The organism is Pseudomonas sp. 1 R 17, assembly GCF_900067035.1.
In the GTDB taxonomy this organism is placed as follows: domain Bacteria; phylum Pseudomonadota; class Gammaproteobacteria; order Pseudomonadales; family Pseudomonadaceae; genus Aquipseudomonas; species Aquipseudomonas marginalis.
The window spans coordinates 1-18,395 of record NZ_FKLB01000050.1 but is presented as its reverse complement, the minus strand read 5'-3'; the positions used below and the strand labels follow the sequence as shown (position 1 = coordinate 18,395).

The window sequence follows — 18,395 nt, the reverse complement described above, 5'->3', positions numbered from 1 at the left end:
ACCATGGCCTCAAACGCTGTCGCCGACCGCCAGAATGGTCGCCACCAGGGCCAGGGCGCGAGGCACCAGGGTGTCCAGTTCCAGGTATTCGCGATCAGTGTGAACCTTGCCACCCACCGGGCCGAGCCCGCACAGGGTTGGAACGCCCAGGCTGGCGGTAAAGCCGGAGTCGGCGCAACCGCCGGTGAATTCGCCTTCGACGCTGAAACCCAATGCCAGTGCTTTTTGTTGGTAGAGGTGCAGCAGTCGTTCGCTGTGGCGTGCTTCCATCGGTAGAAAGGTCGTCGCTTCCTTGAGGACGGCGCGGGTGCCGATCAGTTCTTCTTCGGCGACGATGGCCTGGATTGCGCTGAAGATCCGATCCCAGTGCTTGAGTTCGATGAAGCGCACGTCCAGCCGCGCACAGGCGCTGGGCGCGACGGTGTTGCTCGACGTACCACCGGATATCAGCCCAACGTTAGTGGTGATGCCGGCCGGGTAATCGGTCAAGGCATGCAGCTTGACGATCTTGCGTGCCAGGGCCTCGATGGCGCTGGCCCCGTCGGCATGGTTGACCCCGGCATGCGCCGCGCGGCCGCTGACTTCGATGATCAGCGTGGCCCCGCCTTTGCGTGCGCTGACCACGTTGCCGCTGGCCCGGCCGGGTTCGGTATTGAGCACGGCGCGGGCGGCACGGGCGGCGTTTTCGATATGGGGCCTGGCGCTGCCGGAGCCGATTTCTTCGTCGCCGGTGTACAGGACCTGCACCGGATAGGGCAACCGGCCGGCGCGCTTGAGTGCTTTGAGCGCGAAGCAATTGAGCACCAGGCCGCCTTTCATGTCGGCGACGCCGGGGCCATAGGCGAGGTTGGCGTCGCGGCTGTAGCCGCGAGTCGTGGTGGTGCCCTTGGGGAAGACCGTGTCGCGATGGCCCAGCAACAGCACCGGTTTTCCAGAATCGCCTGGCACTTCGGCGAGCAGCACGTCACCAAAACCCTCGACCGGGATGCGCTTGAGCAGGATGCCGTCGGCCTCCAGTTCAGCCGCGAGCAGCGCGCCCACGGCGTCGACACCCGCCTTGTCATAGCTGTTGGAATCGGTGTCGACGATGCGCCGCAGCAGCGCTTCCATGGCTGGGCGCTGGTCGGCTAGCCAGTCCAGGGCCTGTTGTGGCGTGGCGCTCATTGCGCCTGCTCCCGTAACTGATGTTCCCGGGTCAGGCGTGCCGCATCGTTGCCCAGGTCCCAGAACAGCCCGGCCATGATTTGCAGGCTTTCCTTGACCACCGGCGCCAGCAAGTGTTCGTTCGGCGCATGTTGTGAACAGGCCGGGTACGAGTGTGGCACCCACAATGTCGGCAGGCCCAGCACGTCCGCGAACACATCGTTGGGCAGCGAACCACCGAGGTTTGGCAGCAGCGCAGGTTTTTTGCCGGTGGTCTGTGCCAGGGAGCCGAGCGCCCAATCGACCCAAGGGCTCTGCGGGTCCAGCCGAGTGGCATGCATCACATCGATGCGGCTTTGCTTGACCTCGACATTGCTGAAGCCATGCGCATCCAGGTGGGTACGTACCGCCGGGATAAAGGTCGTGTAGTCGCTGTCGACCACGAAGCGGATATGGCAGTGGGCGTTAGCCTTGCCGGGAATCGCATGCACCGGGGCGTCTGGGTTGCCGGTCTTGAAGGCGATGACGTCGAGGGTGTTCCAGCCGAACACCTTTTCGCTCAGCGAAAGCGCCGGGTTACCCCAGTTGGCGTCGATGTCCGGATCGCCCGGTCCGCCACCCACGGCAATATCGGCCAGCGCCTGCCGAACCGGCTCCGGCAGTGTCTCGGGCATCAGGCCCGCCACTTTCACCCGACCGTGTTCATCGACCATGCTCGCGATGGCATTGGCCAGGATGATGCCGGGATTGGCCAGCAACCCGCCCCAGTTGCCGGAGTGGTGGGCGCCTTCACGTAAATTGACCACCAGCTCGAAGTTGAATACCCCGCGCGAGCCGAGAAAAATCGTCGGGCGTGATGCCGCCAGGCGCGGGCCGTCCGAGGCGATGAAAATATCCGCCGCAAGCTCTTTGCTGTGCGCGGCACAGAATGCGTTCAAGCCCGGCGAGCCTTCTTCTTCGCCCATTTCCAGCAGCAGCTTGACGTTGAAACCCAGTTGGCCATCGCGCGCCTTGAGCGTTTGTTCCAGCGCGGTCAGGTTGATCAGGTGCTGGCCTTTGTTATCCGCCGTGCCGCGGCCGTACCAGCGATCGCCTTCGGCAATGACGTGCCACGGCGACAGGCCTTCGCGCCATTGCGCCTCATAGCCGCGCACCACATCACCGTGGCCGTAGCTGAGCACGGTCGGCAGGTCCGGGTGTTCAATGCGCGTGGCGATCATGAAGGGGCCGCGCTCGGCCACCGGGTTGTCATAGATCTTGACGCTGAAACCCATCGCCTCGACATGTGGGGTGATGAACTCATTGAGGTAGCGATACAGCTCGGGCTGGCTGTCCGCTGCCTGGCTTTCGGTGTGCAAGGCGACGCTGCGTTGGAGCAGATTGAAAAACTCGCCATTGTCGAATTGTGCTGTGGTGTTGCTGATAGCCAGTGAACGACTCATGAGTGGACAAGCTCCAGTGTTTGGGCAGAAGTGTCGTGAAGGTGGCAACGCACGTTGCCGCCGATAAGCGGACCATTGGCCGGGTAGGCCGTTTTGCAGGGGGCGAGGCAGCTCGGGCAGCGCGGATGGAAAGCGCAGCCGGACGGCGGTGACATGGGGTTGGGGAAGGTGCCGTGCAGGCCGATCTCGGGAATGCCCAGGCGCGGATCGGGCGTGAGCACCGAATCCAGCAAGGCACGGGTATAAGGGTGACCGGGCTCCGCGAACAACGATTCGCGCGTGCGTTCTTCGACGATGCGCCCCAGGTACATCACGGCGACCCGGTCGGCGAGGTGTTCGATGACCGCCAGGTTATGGCTGATCAGCAGATAGGTCAGGCCGAATTCACGCTTGAGGTCCTGCAGCAGATTGAGAATCTGCGCCTGCACCGACACATCCAGCGCTGAGGTGGGCTCGTCGCAGATCAACACGTCAGGGCGCATGATCAGCGCCCGGGCAATCGCCACCCGCTGGCGTTGCCCGCCGGACAGCTGGCTTGGGTAGCTGTCGATCACCCGTTTGGGCAGGCCGACCACATCAAGCATCGCTTCGGTCTTCCTGCGGCGCTCGGCGGTACTGCCGATGGCATGCACGATCAGCGGCAGGGTAACGATTTCGCGCAGGGTCTTGCGTGGATTCAGCGAGGAATACGGGTCCTGGAAAATCGGCTGGATATGCCGGGACATTGCCTTGCGATCAGTCGCCGCCAGGTGTTTGCCATTGACCAACACGTCGCCGCTGGTGGGCGGCAACAGACCGAGCAGCATCTTGGCCAGGGTACTTTTGCCGCAACCGGACTCGCCCACCAGACCGAGGGTCTCGCCACGCATCAGGCGCAGGGAAACACCATCCACGGCCTTCAGGGTGGCGGCGGGTTTGAAAAAGCCCTGGTTGATCCGAAACTCACGGCGGATGTCACACAGCTCCAAAGCGATATCTTTTTTCATGACCTTGCACGCTCCTGAAGGCGAATCGGTGCCGGGGCGGCGAACAGGCAGCGCGCCATGTGCCCGTCCTGTTCGACTTCGGGGATGTTTTGCGCGCAGGCCGGGATCGCCTGACCGCAACGATTGCGGAACGCACACCCTTGCTGTTCGCCGACCAGGCTCGGCACCAGGCCTGGAATCGAACCCAGCGCCTCACCCGGTTTGGTCCGGCCAGGGATTGGAATACTCGCCAGCAGACCCCGGGTGTACGGATGCTGCGGATTCTCGAACAGTTGCAGGGCAGGGGCGGTTTCGACGATTTCCCCGGCATACATCACGGCGACCCGGTCGGCGATCCGTGCCACCAGCCCAAGGTCGTGGGTGATGAAGATCACCGCCAGGCCGAGTTCTTTCTGAATGTCGCGGATCAAGCGCAGGATCTGCGCTTGAATGGTCACGTCCAGCGCCGTGGTGGGCTCATCAGCGATGATCAGGTCCGGTTCGCACATCAACGCCATGGCGATGATCACCCGCTGGCGCAGCCCGCCGGAAAGTTGATGCGGATACTGGCGCAAGCGCTCGGTGGCATTGCTGATCCCGACCTTCTCCAGCATCTGCGCGGCGCGCGCCAGGGCCTCCTTGCGTGAGACCTTGCGATGCTGGGTCAGTACCTCGCTGAGTTGATCGCCAATGCTGTAGGCCGGGTTCAGCGAGGTCATCGGCTCCTGGAAGATCATCGCCAGGCGGTTGCCGCGCAGGTCGCACATGCGCCGCTCGCTCTGGCCGAGCATGTCGATGCCGTCCAGCGTCAGCCGGGACGCGGTGCGTTTGGCCTTGCGTGGCAACAGGTCCATCAACGCCAGCGAGGTCAGGGATTTGCCGCAGCCGGATTCCCCGACGATGCACAGCATTTCACCGCGCTCGACTTCAAAACTCAGGCCGCGTACGGCATGCAGCATGTCATCCGGCGTCGGGCTGTTGCCCATGGGGATGTCCACGCGCAGGTTTTCTACATGGAGTAGTGCCATGTTCGGTTCCCTCTATCAGTTACGGCGGTCTATCAGTTACGGCCGTCGGGCAGGATCAGATCGCGCAGGCCATCGCCGACGAGGTTGATGCCCAGCACCAGAATCATCAGGGCGACGCCGGGAATGGCGATAACCCACGGGGAAAAGAACATGTAGGGTTTGCCTTCCGCGATCATCAGGCCCCAGGACGGCGTCGGTGGCTGCACGCCAACCCCGAGGAACGAGAGGGCCGACTCCAGCAGGATCGCGTGGGCCATTTCCAGCGTCGCGACGACGATCAGTGCGCCGACCAGATTGGGCAGGATTTCACTCACCAGAATGCGCAGGGGCGAGCAGCCGAGCGCCTGGGCCGACGCCACATATTCAGCATCGCGAATCTGTTGCACCGAGGCCCTGACCACCACCGCGAAGCGATCCCATAACAGGCAGCCGAGCAGCACGATCACCACTTTCAGTGAGCCGCCCATCAACGAGGCCGAGGCCAGCGCGACCATCACCACCGGCATCGCCAGCCGGGTGGTGATCAGGTAGCTGATAAACCCATCGACCTTGCCGCCGTAGTAGCCCGCCAACAGCCCCATGAGCGTGCCGATAAAGCCGGAAATCAGCGCCGCTGCAATGCCGATGAACAGCGAAATACGTGCGCCGTAGAGCAGCCTCGACAGGTAGTCACGGCCCAGCTTGTCGGTGCCGAGCACGTATTCCCAGGTGCCGTTGGCCATCCATACCGGTGGTTTCATGCGCAGCATCACGTCTTGCGCATAAGGGTCGTAAGGTGCCAGCCACGGCGCGAACAGTGCACCTGCGAAGATAATCAGCAACAACACCGCGCCGATGGCGAAACCCCGATGACGCAAGCTCTTGCCAAGCACTCGGCTCAGGCTGCTCGGTGGTGGCAGGTAGTCATTGATCGCGAGGGTAGTGGGGGTGCTCATGTAGGCCTCCTAGCGCACGCGAATACGCGGGTCGAGCAGTGCGTTGAGCACATCGGCCAGCAACGTGAGGATGATGTAGATCACCGCAATCAACAGGACCACGGCCTGTACCACCGGAAAGTCGTCACGGGCGATGGCGTCCCAGGCAAGTTGCCCGATGCCTTGCAGGGAGAACACGGTTTCGATCACCACCGAGCCGCCGAGCATGAAACCGAACTCCACCGCCGCCAGCGCGACGACCGGAATCAGCGCGTTGCGCAGTGCATGCTTGAACAGCACGCGGGTGGGGCGCAGGCCCTTGGCGCGGGCGGTGCGGATGTAATCGGAACTGAGCACATCAAGCATGCCGGCGCGGGTCAGGCGCATGATTGCCGGCGTCGCGTAGTAGCCCAGGGCAATGGCCGGCATGACGAAGTGCAACAGGGTCGCGTTGCCGGACACCGGCAGCCACTTGAGCGTCACCGCGAACACCACGATCAGCATCAGCGCAAACCAGAAACTTGGCATCGCCTGGCCCAGCACCGCGATGCTCAAGGCCAGCCGGTCAACCCAGGTGTCGCGTTTGACTGCGGCCAGCACGCCCAGTGGAATGGCCACCAGCAAGGCGATCCCCAGCGCCATGGCACCCAGCCCCAGGGTAATCGGCAGGCGGCTGGCGACGAGGTTGTAGACCGATTCCTGAAAGAAAAACGAGTTGCCCAGGTCCAGCCGCAGCAAATCGCCCAGCCAGTTGAAGTACTGGGTCGGCAGCGGTTTGTTCAAGCCGTACTGCACGCGAATCTGTTCGATCTGTTCGCTGGTGGCTTCCGGTCCGCCAATGGCAGTGGCGAGGTCGCCGGACAGGTGCAAAAGAGAAAAGCTGATCACCGACACGGTAATGGCAACGCAAATGGCGATGCCCAGGCGGCGCAGAAGGAATCCAAGCATGGCAAGTTTCCTCATATCCAATGGATGACAAGTGTGAGGACGTGTCCGTGGCGCACGAGAGTCCGTGCGCCCGATTACGTATTACTTCCACGTGGACTCGACGAAACGCGGCAGCTCATCCGGGTACGGTGTGAACGCGAGTTCCGAGGTGTAGGCGTAGTTCATCGAGTAGTTGAACAGCGGCGCCCAGTAGGCTTGCTCGCTGATGCGCTGCAAGGCCTTGCGGTAGTTATCCTTGCGCACTTGCGGGTCGAGGGCATTGTCGGCGGTCTGCAACCAGCCCTGGACTTGTGGGTCCTTGATATTGTCGTCCGGATTGCCCTTGAACCAGGTACCGGCCGACGCCGAGGTGTCGAGGATCGAGAACGAGCCCCAGGCCTGAAACGACATGGGCACCTTGCCGCCACGTTGCTGATCGCGCAGGGCGGCGTACTTCAAGTAGCGCAGCTTGGCGTTGATGCCCACTGCGCGCAGGTTGCCGATGATGGCTTCGACGTAATCACGGTCGCGATAAGCGAAGATTTCTGTCTCGAAGCCATTTGGGTAACCGGCTTCGGCGAGCAGCGCCTTGGCCTTGGCGGGGTCATAGTCGTAGACCGTGGCCGCAGTGGTATCGCAACCGAACTGGCCGGGATAACAGGCAACCTGCAAGGGCTTGGCTTCGCCCCCCACCAATTGCGTGGCCAGCGCATTGCGGTTGATCGCATGGTTGATGGCCTGGCGCACCTTGAGGTTCTTCATCGGTGAGTTTTCAGTGGAGGTGCCCCGTGCATCAAGAATCAGGAAACCGATGCGCATGGTTTCGCCACTGGTCACGGTCAGGTTCGGCATACCCTTGAGGTCGACCGCCTGATCCGAGGTCACACGCCAGGTCCAGTCGACACCGTCGGTCATCAACTCGGCCAGACGGGTTTCTGCATCCGGGATCACGCGGAACTTGAGGTGGCTGATATGGGGCTTGCCTTGTGGGCTGTCCGGGAAGTAGTCGTTGTTGATCTCCATGGTCACGGCTTCGCCGGCCACCACCGACACGGCTTTATACGGCCCGGTGCCAATGGGCTTGCGACTGAATTCGGCCAGGCCGACCTTCTCGAAGTACTGCTTGGGAAACATCGGAACGGCGTTGGACAGGTATTCCAGTGCCGGCGGGAAAGGCTTCTTCAAATACAGGCGGACGCTGTAGTCGCCGGTTTTTTCGGCGCCCTTGATCCAGTCTACGTTTTGCACGGTAACGACTTTCGCTTCGGGCGACACCACGTAGTTGAGGGTGAACACCACATCGTCGGCGGTGAAGGCGTCGCCGTTGTGAAATTTGACGCCCTTGCGCAGCTCAAAGTCGAGGGTGGTGTCGTCGACCTGCTTCCAGCTGGTAGCCAGCATGGGTTTGTATTCGCCGCTTTTGGGATCGCGGTAGATCAGGTTGTCCCAGATCAGCCGGCCGAGAATCACGCCTTCGCGTAAATCGTTGTGATAGGGGCTGATGTTTTCAGGCTCGCTGTCGGAAGCGTAAACCAGGGTGTCGTTGGCTTTGCCGGCATGCGCCGGAAAGCTGCTGATAAGGCCCATCAGCGCGATACTGCAGGCGAAACCTTTGATGCCCATGCCGTCGTCTCCGTTGGCGAGAGTGGTTGAATCAAAGGGCAGCGAATCGCAAATGCGTAGAAGGAGGAGGAAAAGGTCGGGCGCTGTTTTTTTTGGTCTGGACACGAATGTAGGGAAGGGCTATCAATGCCGCAAGCACAATATTTCGATACTTCCTTTGCCGAAAAGGCAATCCTTGGGGGCTCCGATGCAGCTGTATGGCGTGCAGTCCACGGCACTGCGCTATTTTCTTGAAGTCGCCCGATGCGGATCGATCAGCGAGGCCTCAATGCGGCTGAATGTGGCGGCATCAGCGGTGAGCCGGCAAATTTCCAAGCTTGAGTTGGCCCTGGATGCCAGCCTGTTTGAGCGTCGCGCCCGCGGCATGGTGCTCAGCGAGGCGGGGGCGCGACTGGCGGCGTATGCGCGCAAGTCGCAGCTTGAGGCCGAGCAGGTGGTGCTGGAAATTACCGAGCTGCACGGCTTGCAACGGGGGCATGTGCATGTTGCCTGTTCGGAAGGATTTGCCCTGGAATACATGCCCAGGAGCATCAGCGGGTTCAGGCGTGAGTATCAGGGCATTCATTTTACGTTGGAGGTCTGTGCGCCCGCTGAAGCGACCGAGAAGGTTCGCTCCGGTGAAGCCGACCTGGCGATGACGTTCAGCCTGACGCCGCAAAAGGAAATCAAGGTCGAACATGTCCTGAGCGGGGCGATTTTTGCCGTGGTCTCCAATGCCCATCCCTTGGCCGGGCGGGAGTCTGTCAACCTCGCCGAGTTGCAACCCTGGCCCATTGCGTTACCCAAGGCCGACACTACGATACGGCAACTCTTCGACATCTGTTGCGGCGTCCAGGGGTTGTTGTTCGACCCGGTATTGACCACCAATTACGTTGCCGCGCTCTACAGTTTCGTCCGTGAAGAGGGAGGCATCAGCCTGGCCAGCGAAATGACCTTGCACCAACAGGTGGCGGACAAACAGTTGCAATGCTTGCCGATCCTTGATGAAGGCATGCAGGCGCGGCGCATCGAACTGCAAAGCATGGCTGGGCGCAATCTACCGGCGGCGGTTTCGGCGTTCAGGGATTTTCTGATCGCTGAGCTGGCGAAGGCGAAGCGGCTTTGAAAAGATGAGGTTATTGCAGCGGCCCCACCACTTGCCGATAGCGTTCTTCCCCCTGCGGCGTCTGGCGGGTCAGGCTGATTTCCAGGCCGATGGGATCGGCTTTACGGTTGCCGGCCAGCTGACGCCAGCCTTGGCCCGGTTCCCAGATGCGCACTTGCAGGTCGCTGACACCGGATAAGACGGCCACTGCTTTTTTGGGCGCAGGCAACGGGTATCGATCACTGGCTGCGGATGTGGCGCGGTACAGCGTGTCACCCTCCAGCCACCAGCGCACCCGTTGCAGACCGTTTTCGGGAAGGGCTGCGTTACGAATCACGTTCAGTTGAAAATCATGCTGGTCGGAGCTGCGAACGCTGATTGCGGCGAGCCCGTCGGGCTGTTCGTCATCGTTCAAGGCTGGCGTTCTCAGTTCAACGCCGGCGCGCAGGGCCAGGTCGCGGTCCAGCTGGTTGAGTGTGCGCAACAACGCTTCGGTTTGCTCGGTGCTGGCCTGCAAATGGCTGTCGGCACGGCTCACGCTGTCGAGGCCGCGCCAGGCAATCAGGCTGACAATGGCCATCAGCATGATCGCCACCATGACTTCAATGAGGGTAAAACCGTGCTGGTCTGTTTTCATGGTTGGTTCGCCACGCGTATTTGTCCTGTCGCCGTGCGGTGAAGGGTGAGGCGGTGCTGGCCATCCGAGAGCTGCAGTTGCAAGGGCGAGGCAAACCATTCGGCATTCAGTACCACCGGTTGCCTGGGGGTTACACGTACGCTCATCGAGGGTGTTTCCCAGGCACGGGGACGCAGTTGCGGGTCGCTCATGAAGTGATCCCAACCCTCGCCGGGCGCGTTGCGACGACTGAAGCGAAACCCTTTATTGTCGGCCCGCCACGTGATGGGGCGGCCGTCGGCCCGGGCTTCGGCCTGGGCGATCTGCAGCATCTGGACCACGCGGTTGGCGTCCTTGCGCAGCAATTGCAACGGGTCGGGTTTGATGCTCAGGCTGATCGCCGCTGAGGCGATGCCGATGATCACCAGGACCACCATCAACTCGATCAGGGTGAAGCCTTGCTGATTGGCCTTGGTCATGACACAACGCTCCTTCGTCGTGGGTCTCTCCTGTAGACTGCCCGGCAGGACAACAAGGAGGTTTTGTCGTGGTCGCTATTTTTCGTTTGACCGCGCCGCAAGTGGTGCAGGCAGTGGCATTGGCCACGGCATTCGCGGGGGGGCTGGTCTGGTCTTCCGTGTTGCTGACATCGGCCGAGTCCCAGGTGCCGCAGGTCGAGCCGCCGGCTTTGGCCGCTCGCCCGGATACCCCGGCGTTGCAGTGGTTTTCCAACCAGCCGGCGACGGTGGACATCAAGGTCTCCGGCCTGATGGCGGGCGCGCGCGGGGCGGTGGCGATCCTGAGCCTGAACGAGGGGCCGCCGCGCAGTTTCCTGGTGGGTGAGTCGTTGGCCCAGGGTGTGCGCCTGGCGGCGATCGAGGGCGATGCGGTGGTGATTGAGCGGGGCACGCAGCACACCCGGATTAAGGTCAGCACGCTGCCGGACTCGGTGGTGCTACCGCGCTTGACCCGACCCTGAACGCTCATTGGGGCGTTGCCTTCGGCGGGTTGAGCAGCGTTTCCACCCGCGCCAACGGTGGCGCCTCGCGCTTGCGCTCCGACACCTGCAGGGTGACGCGCATCAGCCGTCCATCGGCGCTCGGTGCGATGCTCTGCTCGCAACGCAACTGCAAGCGGCCCTGATCACAGTCAAACGCTTTGTGCCCCCTGGGCAGGCGTCCCTCCAGGCGCAGTTCGGCGAGCCTGCCCTGGGCCGACAGCAGCGCCATCGAGCGGTCGCGCAGCAACCCATTGCTCTGGGTCATCAAGCCTGCAACGCGGACCGCCGCCGCCATCGCCACGGCAATGATCGCCAAGGCCACGAGCACCTCGATCAATGTAAAACCTTGCTCCTTGCGCGACAGCTCCATGGGTCACTCTTGGCGTAAAAACACGCCGTAGAGTAGCACTCAGAGCGCCGCGGGCAGCGGCCAATTATTTTTGCTATCCAGATAGTTAGTTTTGTTACACTGCGCGCCGAATTAGGATCAAGCCAAGGATGGTGGATATGGATTTCGCGCGCATCAAATATGGGCATCGCGCCCGCCACGTTCAGCAAGGGTTCACGCTGATCGAGATCATGGTGGTGGTGGTCATCCTCGGCATTCTGGCGGCGATTGTCGTGCCTAAAGTGCTGGACCGCCCGGACCAGGCCAGGGCGATTGCGGCCAAGCAGGACGTTGCCGGCCTGATGCAGGCGCTCAAGCTTTATCGCCTCGACCACGGCACCTATCCCAACATGAACCAGGGCCTCAAGGTATTGGTCGAGCGCCCGGCAGATGCAAAAAATACCAACTGGCGTTCTTATCTGGAGCGCTTGCCCAACGACCCCTGGGGCCGTCCTTACCATTACTTGAATCCCGGCGCGAACGGCGAAGTCGACATCTTCTCCCTCGGTGCCGACGGACAGCCTGATGGCGACGGTGTGAATGCCGATATCGGATCCTGGCAGCTCTAAGCGCGGCCATGAAATCACACTCGCCCACAGGGGCGAAACAGCGCGGCATGGCGATTATCAGCGCGATGCTGATCGCGGCGGTGGTCGCTGTGTTCGCCGCCGGCATGCTCACCCGCCAGAGCGTTTTTACCCGTTCACTTGAGGCCGAGCAGGCGCGAGTGCAGGGCAGTGCATCACTGCTGGGCGGCCTGGAAGTCAGCCGGCGATTGCTTCGGGACGCCCGCGAGCAGGATGTGCTGACGCGGCTTGACCAGCCATGGGCCCGGCCGATCAACACCGCTCAGGACGGCGAATTCGAAGGCCGCCTTGAGGACCTGCAAGGCAAGTTCAACCTGCGCAATTTAATCGCCCAAGAGTCTGTTGATCTCGGGCAGATGCGCAGCTTTGAGCGGTTGTGCGAGATGATCGGTGTCGAGGCCCGCCTGGCGCAGCGCATCAGCCAACGCGTGATTGCGGCCTACCCACATAGGCCGGTTGCCTCAACAGTGGGGCAGCCGCCCCCGCCATTACCCGCCACCCAGCCGATGCTGCGCAGTCTTGATCAATTACGCGGTATCGAAGGCCTCAATGAGCGGGTCTTGGCACGGCTGGAGCACTACGTCAGCATTCTTCCGGTCAACACCTGGGTCAACAGCAATACGGCCAGCGCGGAGGTGCTGGCCGCGGTGGTGCCGGGTTTGTCCTGGGCGCAGGCCAAGGCGTTGGTCGCCGAGCGCGATCGCGGCCAGTGGTTTATCAATCGCGGCGACTTCGTTAACCGTGCGCGATTGCCCAACCTGAACGTGGATGAACTCAATGTCGGGATCACCAGTGAGTGGTTCCTGCTCCAGGGGCAAGCCCGCCGCAATCAGCGCCGTGTGCACCTGGCTGCGCTGCTGCATCGTCCGGAAGACGCAATGCCCAGGGTGATCTGGTCGAGGCTGGGCGTATGACGCGCCTGCGTCTTGCCTTGCCGCCGCTGGAGTCCTTGACGTCGGACACCGAGCTTGAGTTCGCGCAACTGGACCGCAAGGGGCACGTCAGTCATACCGGCATCAGCACCCTTGGCCAGCTGGAACAACAGGTCAAGTCTCAGGCCGTCGAGTGTTTCCTTCACCCCATGGACACGGTACTTACGCGCATTGAACTTCCGCCGCTGTCAGCGTCCCGTATCGATGCGGCCGTTACCTGCGCTGCGCAGGCCTTGATCCTGGGGCCCAGCGAGCAGATGCATGTGGCGCACAGCGCTCGAGATGCCGATGGACAGGTGCACCTGAGCTGGCTGCCCAAGGCTGTACTGGATCGCCTCGGTCAGTTGCTTGGCCTGCACGGATTGAAGCTGGGCGGCCTGTATCCAGCGCCTTACCGCTTAGCCGTGCCAGCGGCCGGGCAGATCAATGGGTGTGTGGTAGAGGGCCAGTTGCTGCTGCGCTTCACCCTCGCCCATGGGGCGGTGGAACCGTTGGTTGAGGACCGTCTGGAAGCGCTCGCCGCCACCGGCGAAAGTGTGCTGTGGCCCGTGGACCATCAGCGCTGGAACGGCGCTGCCCCTGGCTGGGGATTGCACGCCGGGGTCGGTCGGCGCACTGCACAGGCGGCCGGTTGGGGGCGGGCGTTGGGCTGTTGTGCGTTGGCCGTGGGTGTCTGGGTGGCCGGGCTCAACCTTTACGCCGCCCGCGAGGTTGCGCAAGGGCAGCAGCTCAAGCAGCAGATGAGCCAGCGCGTGAAGCACGCATTTCCCGAGCTGCCGGTGATTCTCAACCCTCTGCAACAGGCTCGCCAGCAGTTGGCGATCCGGCAAGGGGGAGGGCCCGCGCAGCTCAATCACGACTTTGCTTACCTGGTGCAGCAAGCCGCCATGGCGCTGCCGTTCATGGCCGGCAGCGTCCAGCGGTTGACCTTCAGCGAGCGCCAGTTGCAGCTGCAGATGACCGCCGAAGCCACTCCCGCTGCCGACGGCGCTGTACAGGCTGCGCTGAGCCAGGCGGGACTTTCCGCCCACCGCAACGAGCGCATCTGGACGCTGAGTGCGATGGCCGAACCCGCGTCGGGAGAGGGTGATTCCAGCGTGGAAAACGACGATGAATAATCCGAGACTGATGGCCTTCAAAGGGCGCTGGAAAGCGTTGGCCCCGCGGGAAAAAACCATGCTCAGCGGTGCGGTGGTGTTTCTCGCCAGCCTGTTGGTCTGGCTGTCGCTGATCCAGCCAGCGCTCAAGAACATTGACTATTGGCAAGCCGAAACCCCGAAGCTGCGCGCCCAGAGCCAGGCACTGGCGCTGTTGCTTCGCGAGGTCACCACGCCTGTCGGGCTGGACCTTGAACACTCATTGCGGCAATCCCTCGACGCCGCCGGACTGGCGGGGCACTACCGGTTACAGGCCCAGGATGCGTCCTGGCAACTGACACTGGACTCGGCCCCCGCCGATGCGGTGCTCGGCTGGTTATTGAGTGACCCAGGGCAATTCTCGCTGGACGTGGTGGAGGCTCGTTTGCAGCGCGCCGGCGAAGCCTCGGTCGACAACACGGCAGGCACTCTCACAGGAACCGTCCGTATGGATCGGATGCACGGCGCTAAGGAAGCATCATGAAGTGGTCAGGTTCCCATTATGTCCGTACGGCTGCGCCGTTTCTGTTGCTCGCACTGAGTGCGTGCAGCGCGCAGCCCACGGCGGATTTACCCCAGGACAGTGAGCTCGGCCTGCCCCTGGCCACCACCCAGCGCAGCGGCGATGCCCTGGTAGACCGGCAGCGTGCGCAAGTGCAAATCGAACGGCAGTCGCGGCCCTTGCACAAGGTTACCAACCCCACACGTGGCAGCGGTGCCGGTCACAGCGGCGTGGCGCCGAGCAAACCCTTGGGCGATCAACCGGTCACGCTGAATTTCGTCGAGGCCGACATTCAAGCCGTGGTGCGGGCGTTGTCCCGTGCGACGGGGCAGCAGTTCCTGGTCGACCCGCGCGTCAAGGGCTCCCTCACGCTGGTTTCCGAAGGGCAGGTGCCGGCGCATCAGGCCTACGACATGCTGCTGGCGGCACTGCGCATGCAGGGCTTCAGCGTGGTGGATGTGGGCGGTATCGCGCACGTGGTGCCCGAGGCCGATGCCAAGCTGCTCGGCGGGCCGATCTACAGTGCCGACAAGCCGGGCGGCAGCGGCATGCTCACGCGCACCTTCCGCCTGCAATACGAAAACGCGGTGAACCTGATCCCGGTACTGCGCCCGATCGTTTCGCCAAACAACCCGATCAACGCCTATCCGGGCAACAACACCATCGTTGTCACCGACTACGCCGAGAACCTGGCGCGGGTGGCGCAGCTTATCGACGGCATCGACACACCGAGCGCCATCGACACCGACGTGGTGCAGGTTCAAAACGGGATCGCCGTGGATATCGCCGAGATGGTCTCGCAACTGCTGGAGCAGCCGGGCAGCGATCCGACGCAGAAAATCACGGTGGTGGGCGACCCGCGCTCCAACGCGATCGTGATTCGTGCCGGCAGCCCGGAGCGAACCGAGTTGGCGCGTAACTTGATCTACAAGCTGGATAACGCCCAAGCCAACCCAAGCAATTTGCACGTGGTGTACCTGCGCAACGCCCAGGCCGCGAAACTGGCGCAGTCGTTACGCGGTTTGCTGACCGGTGAAAGCGACAGCGGTGGCGGTGACAATGCGCGGTCGGCCCTCAGCACAATGGGTGCCAATATCTCCGGCAGCCAGACCGGGCAGGGCAGTGGCCAAGGCAGTACCACCAGCGCCAATGAGTCGGCGCAGACGAACAGCAGCTCGAGCAGCCAGCCCGGCGGGCAAACGAATGAGCAAAACGTCGCCTTCACCGCCGGTGGCGTGACCCTCCAGGCCGACTCGACCACCAACACCTTGCTGATTTCTGCCCCGGAGCCGCTGTACCGCAACCTGCGTGAAGTCATCGACATGCTCGACCAGCGCCGCGCCCAAGTGGTGATTGAAAGCCTTATCGTTGAAGTCGGCGAGGACGATGCCAATGAGTTCGGCGTGCAGTGGCAGAGCGGCGACCTGGCCGGCAAAGGCGTGATTGGCGGGACTAACCTGGGCGGCGCGGGGTTCAACCTGAATGGCAAGACCAGCGTTGACGTGCTGCCCGGCGGGCTCAGCCTCGGCTTTATCAACGGTACCGTGGATGTGCCCGGCATTGGCAAGGTCATGGACCTCAAGGTGTTGGCCCGCGCGCTTAAAAGCAAAGGCGGCAGCAACGTACTGTCGACGCCGAACCTGCTGACCCTGGATAACGAGGCGGCCAGTATTTTTGTTGGCCAGACTATCCCGTTTGTCAGTGGCAGCTACGTGACCGGTGGCGGCGGTACCAGCAATAATCCGTTCCAGACGGTCACCCGTGAAGAGGTCGGCTTGAAGCTGAATGTGCGCCCACAAATCTCCGAGGGTGGCACGGTCAAACTCGATATTTACCAGGAAGTCAGCAGCATCGATGAGCGCGCGTCCAGCAGCGCCGCGTCGGCCGGGATCGTCACCAACAAGCGCGCGATCGACACCAGTATTTTGCTCGACGACGGGCAGATCATGGTCCTCGGCGGCCTGCTCCAGGACGGTTACAGCCAGAGCAATGAAGCCGTGCCGTGGCTGTCGAGCATTCCGGGGCTGGGTGTGCTGTTTCGCAATGAACGCCGGGCGGTCACCAAGACCAACCTGATGGTGTTCCTGCGCCCGTATATCATCCGCGACAGTGGGGCCGGGCGCGCGATCACCCTGAACCGCTATGACTACATGCGCCGTGCCCAGGGCCATTCCCAGCCGGAACACAGCTGGGCGATGCCGGATGTGCAGGCGCCGCAATTGCCGGCGGTGGAGAAGGCTATTCCGGGCGGGCAGCAGCAGGGGCCGAGGGCGGTGATTCGGGCAGTGCCGGTTTCTGGGGGGCGACCGTGAACATTTTGACCGTGTACATATCCATTCCTGCGGTAACGGCCACCTATGGTTCCGCTCTTACAGCGGGTCACTTTTGGAAGGACCGGAAGCCGGCCCAGCCAAAAGTAACCAAAAGGTCCTCGCCCCACCACTCGGCACCTCGCCTAGGCTCGGTGTGCCCGAACGCAGGCTTGAATCCGTGGGCCGCCGTCATGGGCCATCCCTGGCCCAGGACGGCTAACCCGGCGTCCTGCCGGGTTACCCACGGATTCAAGCCTGCGTTCGGCCAGCGTGGTTTTACGGGGCGCCGAAGATCAAGATCAAAAGCGGCTCGCTTCGCATCGCGGGTACGTTGTTTTGTGACCGCGCTCGGTCAGGAAGATGTCTTGTGAGCCTTCTCCCTTATGCCTGGGCCAAGTCCCAACGCATCCTCCTGCGCCCCGGCGACGACGGCATGCTGCTGACCGTCTGCCCCTCCACCCCCGGCTGGTCCATCAGCGAAGTACGGCGCCAGTTCGGCCAGGCCCACCTCGAGCAGGTACGCGACGATGAACTCGACGGCCTCCTCGCCAGTGCTTATGCCGATACGGGAAGCGCCGCCGCCGTGGTGGGCGCGGCGGAAAACGAGGTCGACCTCGACCGCCTGATGCAGGACATGCCCGAAATCACCGACCTGCTCGACACCCAGGACGGCGCGCCGGTGATTCGTATGATCAACGCCTTGCTCACACAGGCAGCGCGGGACGAGGCCAGTGATATTCACATTGAACCGTATGAAACCCACTCCGTGGTGCGTTACCGCGTCGACGGCACCCTGCGGGATGTGGTGTCGCCGCGTAAGGCATTGCATGGCGCACTGGTGTCGCGGATCAAGATCATGGCCCAGCTCGACATCGCCGAAAAACGCCTGCCCCAGGATGGCCGTATCGCCCTGCGCGTGGCCGGGCGGCCGATTGATATTCGTGTGTCGACCGTGCCCACCGGGCATGGCGAGCGCGTGGTGATGCGCTTGCTCGACAAGCAAGCCGGGCGTTTGCAACTGGAGACCCTGGGCATGGAGCCGCAGTTGCTGGCGCGCCTCGACACCTTGATTCGCCAGCCCCATGGCATTGTGCTGGTCACCGGGCCCACGGGCAGCGGCAAGACCACCAGCCTGTACGCCGCCCTGGCACGGCTGGATGCGAGCACCAGCAATATCCTCACCGTGGAAGACCCGGTGGAATACGACCTGCCGGGCATCAGCCAGATCCAGGTCAATGCCAAGATCGACATGACCTTCGGCCTGGCGCTGCGGGCGATCCTGCGTCAGGACCCGGACATCATCATGATCGGTGAAATCCGCGACCTGGAGACCGCGCAAATCGCGGTGCAGGCCTCGCTCACCGGGCACTTGGTGCTGGCGACCCTGCACACCAACGATGCGGTGTCGGCGGTCAACCGCCTGATCGATATGGGCGTCGAGCCGTTCCTGCTGGCCTCGTCACTGCTGGGCGTGCTGGCGCAACGCCTGGTCCGCCGCCTGTGCCCGCATTGCAAACAGGAAGACCCGGCCGCGCCCGGCACCTGGCGCCCGGTGGGCTGCGCGCAGTGCAACCAGATCGGCTACAGCGGGCGGACCGGTATCCATGAATTGTTTTGCGTCGACGACGAGGTGCGCAGCCTGATCCACCAGGGCGCCGGCGAGCAGGATCTGCGCGTGGCGGCGCGGCGTGCGGGGATGTTCAGCATGCGTGAAGACGGCGAGCGCTGGGTGCGCAGCGGCGCCACCGCGCCCGAAGAAATCCTGCGCGTGACACGGGACGCCTGATGAATCGCTA

Annotated in this window: 18 protein-coding genes; 8 read left to right on the top strand and 10 right to left on the bottom strand. The window is 62.8% G+C overall.

All coding sequences use genetic code 11. From position 1 onward, the window contains the following. Positions 1-9: 9 nt before the first annotated feature. From BFP99_RS17285 to BFP99_RS17255, 7 genes are all read right to left on the bottom strand, one after another. Complete coding sequence (locus BFP99_RS17285; RefSeq protein ID WP_065947786.1) at positions 10-1,164, bottom strand: M20 family metallopeptidase; 1,155 nt, start codon at positions 1,162-1,164, stop codon at positions 10-12. Next, entirely contained in the window at positions 1,161-2,585 is a 1,425-nt protein-coding gene (locus BFP99_RS17280; RefSeq protein ID WP_065939601.1) for a M20 family metallopeptidase, read from the bottom strand. The genes BFP99_RS17285 and BFP99_RS17280 overlap by 4 nt, the downstream gene beginning before the upstream one ends. Next, positions 2,582-3,571: an ABC transporter ATP-binding protein gene (locus tag BFP99_RS17275; protein WP_065926122.1), complete on the bottom strand. Its 990-nt coding sequence runs from the start codon at positions 3,569-3,571 to the stop codon at positions 2,582-2,584. The genes BFP99_RS17280 and BFP99_RS17275 overlap by 4 nt, the downstream gene beginning before the upstream one ends. Next, entirely contained in the window at positions 3,568-4,578 is a 1,011-nt protein-coding gene (locus BFP99_RS17270; protein WP_065947785.1) for an ABC transporter ATP-binding protein, read from the bottom strand. The genes BFP99_RS17275 and BFP99_RS17270 overlap by 4 nt, the downstream gene beginning before the upstream one ends. A 32-nt stretch (positions 4,579-4,610) precedes the next feature. After that, positions 4,611-5,513 (bottom strand): ABC transporter permease, encoded by a 903-nt coding sequence (locus tag BFP99_RS17265; protein WP_065947784.1) that lies wholly within the window; start codon positions 5,511-5,513, stop codon positions 4,611-4,613. Positions 5,514-5,522: 9 nt separating this feature from the next. Then, positions 5,523-6,440, bottom strand: coding sequence for an ABC transporter permease (locus tag BFP99_RS17260; protein ID WP_065926125.1), 918 nt, complete (start codon positions 6,438-6,440; stop codon positions 5,523-5,525). A gap of 81 nt (positions 6,441-6,521) precedes the next feature. Continuing rightward, positions 6,522-8,042 carry an ABC transporter substrate-binding protein gene (locus tag BFP99_RS17255; protein ID WP_065947783.1) on the bottom strand — a complete coding sequence of 507 codons (1,521 nt, stop codon included), beginning with the start codon at positions 8,040-8,042 and terminating at the stop codon, positions 6,522-6,524. 187 nt (positions 8,043-8,229) lie between these two features. Between BFP99_RS17255 and BFP99_RS17250 the strand changes: the two genes are divergently transcribed. Continuing rightward, the gene (locus BFP99_RS17250) at positions 8,230-9,147 is read left to right on the top strand and encodes a LysR substrate-binding domain-containing protein (RefSeq protein WP_065947782.1); all 918 of its coding nucleotides are present in this window, start codon (positions 8,230-8,232) and stop codon (positions 9,145-9,147) included. 10 nt (positions 9,148-9,157) lie between these two features. Here the strand turns inward: BFP99_RS17250 and gspJ are convergent, their stop codons facing one another. Then, on the bottom strand, positions 9,158-9,763 hold the full coding sequence (gene gspJ, locus BFP99_RS17245; RefSeq protein WP_065926126.1) for a type II secretion system minor pseudopilin GspJ: 606 nt from the start codon (positions 9,761-9,763) through the stop codon (positions 9,158-9,160). After that, entirely contained in the window at positions 9,760-10,221 is a 462-nt protein-coding gene (gene gspH, locus BFP99_RS17240) for a type II secretion system minor pseudopilin GspH (RefSeq protein ID WP_065926127.1), read from the bottom strand. Before gspH ends, gspJ begins: the two co-directional genes overlap by 4 nt. Before the next feature lie 68 nt (positions 10,222-10,289). On the opposite strand from gspH, the gene BFP99_RS17235 reads away from it, so the two are divergent. Next, positions 10,290-10,721 (top strand): type II secretion system protein N, encoded by a 432-nt coding sequence (locus BFP99_RS17235; protein ID WP_065947781.1) that lies wholly within the window; start codon positions 10,290-10,292, stop codon positions 10,719-10,721. Between the two features lie 4 nt (positions 10,722-10,725). Here BFP99_RS17235 and gspI read toward each other — a convergent pair whose 3' ends face one another. Then, the gene (gspI, locus tag BFP99_RS17230) at positions 10,726-11,112 is read right to left on the bottom strand and encodes a type II secretion system minor pseudopilin GspI (protein ID WP_065926129.1); all 387 of its coding nucleotides are present in this window, start codon (positions 11,110-11,112) and stop codon (positions 10,726-10,728) included. Positions 11,113-11,249: 137 nt separating this feature from the next. On the opposite strand from gspI, the gene gspG reads away from it, so the two are divergent. From gspG to gspE, 6 genes are all read left to right on the top strand, one after another. Further along, entirely contained in the window at positions 11,250-11,699 is a 450-nt protein-coding gene (gene gspG / locus BFP99_RS17225; RefSeq protein ID WP_065947780.1) for a type II secretion system major pseudopilin GspG, read from the top strand. 8 nt (positions 11,700-11,707) lie between these two features. Then, a complete protein-coding gene (gene gspK / locus BFP99_RS17220; RefSeq protein ID WP_065926131.1) occupies positions 11,708-12,631 on the top strand; it encodes a type II secretion system minor pseudopilin GspK in 924 nt (307 codons plus the stop codon). After that, the gene (gene gspL / locus BFP99_RS17215) at positions 12,628-13,767 is read left to right on the top strand and encodes a type II secretion system protein GspL (RefSeq protein ID WP_065947779.1); all 1,140 of its coding nucleotides are present in this window, start codon (positions 12,628-12,630) and stop codon (positions 13,765-13,767) included. The genes gspK and gspL overlap by 4 nt, the downstream gene beginning before the upstream one ends. Further along, positions 13,760-14,269, top strand: coding sequence for a type II secretion system protein GspM (gene gspM, locus BFP99_RS17210; protein WP_065926133.1), 510 nt, complete (start codon positions 13,760-13,762; stop codon positions 14,267-14,269). The genes gspL and gspM overlap by 8 nt, the downstream gene beginning before the upstream one ends. Further along, complete coding sequence (gene gspD, locus BFP99_RS17205; RefSeq protein ID WP_065947778.1) at positions 14,266-16,599, top strand: type II secretion system secretin GspD; 2,334 nt, start codon at positions 14,266-14,268, stop codon at positions 16,597-16,599. Before gspM ends, gspD begins: the two co-directional genes overlap by 4 nt. A gap of 367 nt (positions 16,600-16,966) precedes the next feature. Continuing rightward, entirely contained in the window at positions 16,967-18,385 is a 1,419-nt protein-coding gene (gene gspE / locus BFP99_RS17200; RefSeq protein ID WP_065939826.1) for a type II secretion system ATPase GspE, read from the top strand. The last annotated feature ends 10 nt before the right edge of the window (positions 18,386-18,395 follow it).

Bases quoted from the DNA above. Each gene is read 5' to 3' on its own strand.
- BFP99_RS17285 (WP_065947786.1), bottom strand. From the start codon at position 1,164: ATGAGCGCCACGCCACAACAGGCCCTGGACTGGCTAGCCGACCAGCGC.
- BFP99_RS17280 (WP_065939601.1), bottom strand. From the start codon at position 2,585: ATGAGTCGTTCACTGGCTATCAGCAACACCACAGCACAATTCGACAAT.
- BFP99_RS17275 (WP_065926122.1), bottom strand. From the start codon at position 3,571: ATGAAAAAAGATATCGCTTTGGAGCTGTGTGACATCCGCCGTGAGTTT.
- BFP99_RS17270 (WP_065947785.1), bottom strand. From the start codon at position 4,578: ATGGCACTACTCCATGTAGAAAACCTGCGCGTGGACATCCCCATGGGC.
- BFP99_RS17265 (WP_065947784.1), bottom strand. From the start codon at position 5,513: ATGAGCACCCCCACTACCCTCGCGATCAATGACTACCTGCCACCACCG.
- BFP99_RS17260 (WP_065926125.1), bottom strand. From the start codon at position 6,440: ATGCTTGGATTCCTTCTGCGCCGCCTGGGCATCGCCATTTGCGTTGCC.
- BFP99_RS17255 (WP_065947783.1), bottom strand. From the start codon at position 8,042: ATGGGCATCAAAGGTTTCGCCTGCAGTATCGCGCTGATGGGCCTTATC.
- BFP99_RS17250 (WP_065947782.1), top strand. From the start codon at position 8,230: ATGCAGCTGTATGGCGTGCAGTCCACGGCACTGCGCTATTTTCTTGAA.
- gspJ (WP_065926126.1), bottom strand. From the start codon at position 9,763: ATGAAAACAGACCAGCACGGTTTTACCCTCATTGAAGTCATGGTGGCG.
- gspH (WP_065926127.1), bottom strand. From the start codon at position 10,221: ATGACCAAGGCCAATCAGCAAGGCTTCACCCTGATCGAGTTGATGGTG.
- gspI (WP_065926129.1), bottom strand. From the start codon at position 11,112: ATGGAGCTGTCGCGCAAGGAGCAAGGTTTTACATTGATCGAGGTGCTC.
- gspG (WP_065947780.1), top strand. From the start codon at position 11,250: ATGGATTTCGCGCGCATCAAATATGGGCATCGCGCCCGCCACGTTCAG.
- gspK (WP_065926131.1), top strand. From the start codon at position 11,708: ATGAAATCACACTCGCCCACAGGGGCGAAACAGCGCGGCATGGCGATT.
- gspL (WP_065947779.1), top strand. From the start codon at position 12,628: ATGACGCGCCTGCGTCTTGCCTTGCCGCCGCTGGAGTCCTTGACGTCG.
- gspM (WP_065926133.1), top strand. From the start codon at position 13,760: ATGAATAATCCGAGACTGATGGCCTTCAAAGGGCGCTGGAAAGCGTTG.
- gspD (WP_065947778.1), top strand. From the start codon at position 14,266: ATGAAGTGGTCAGGTTCCCATTATGTCCGTACGGCTGCGCCGTTTCTG.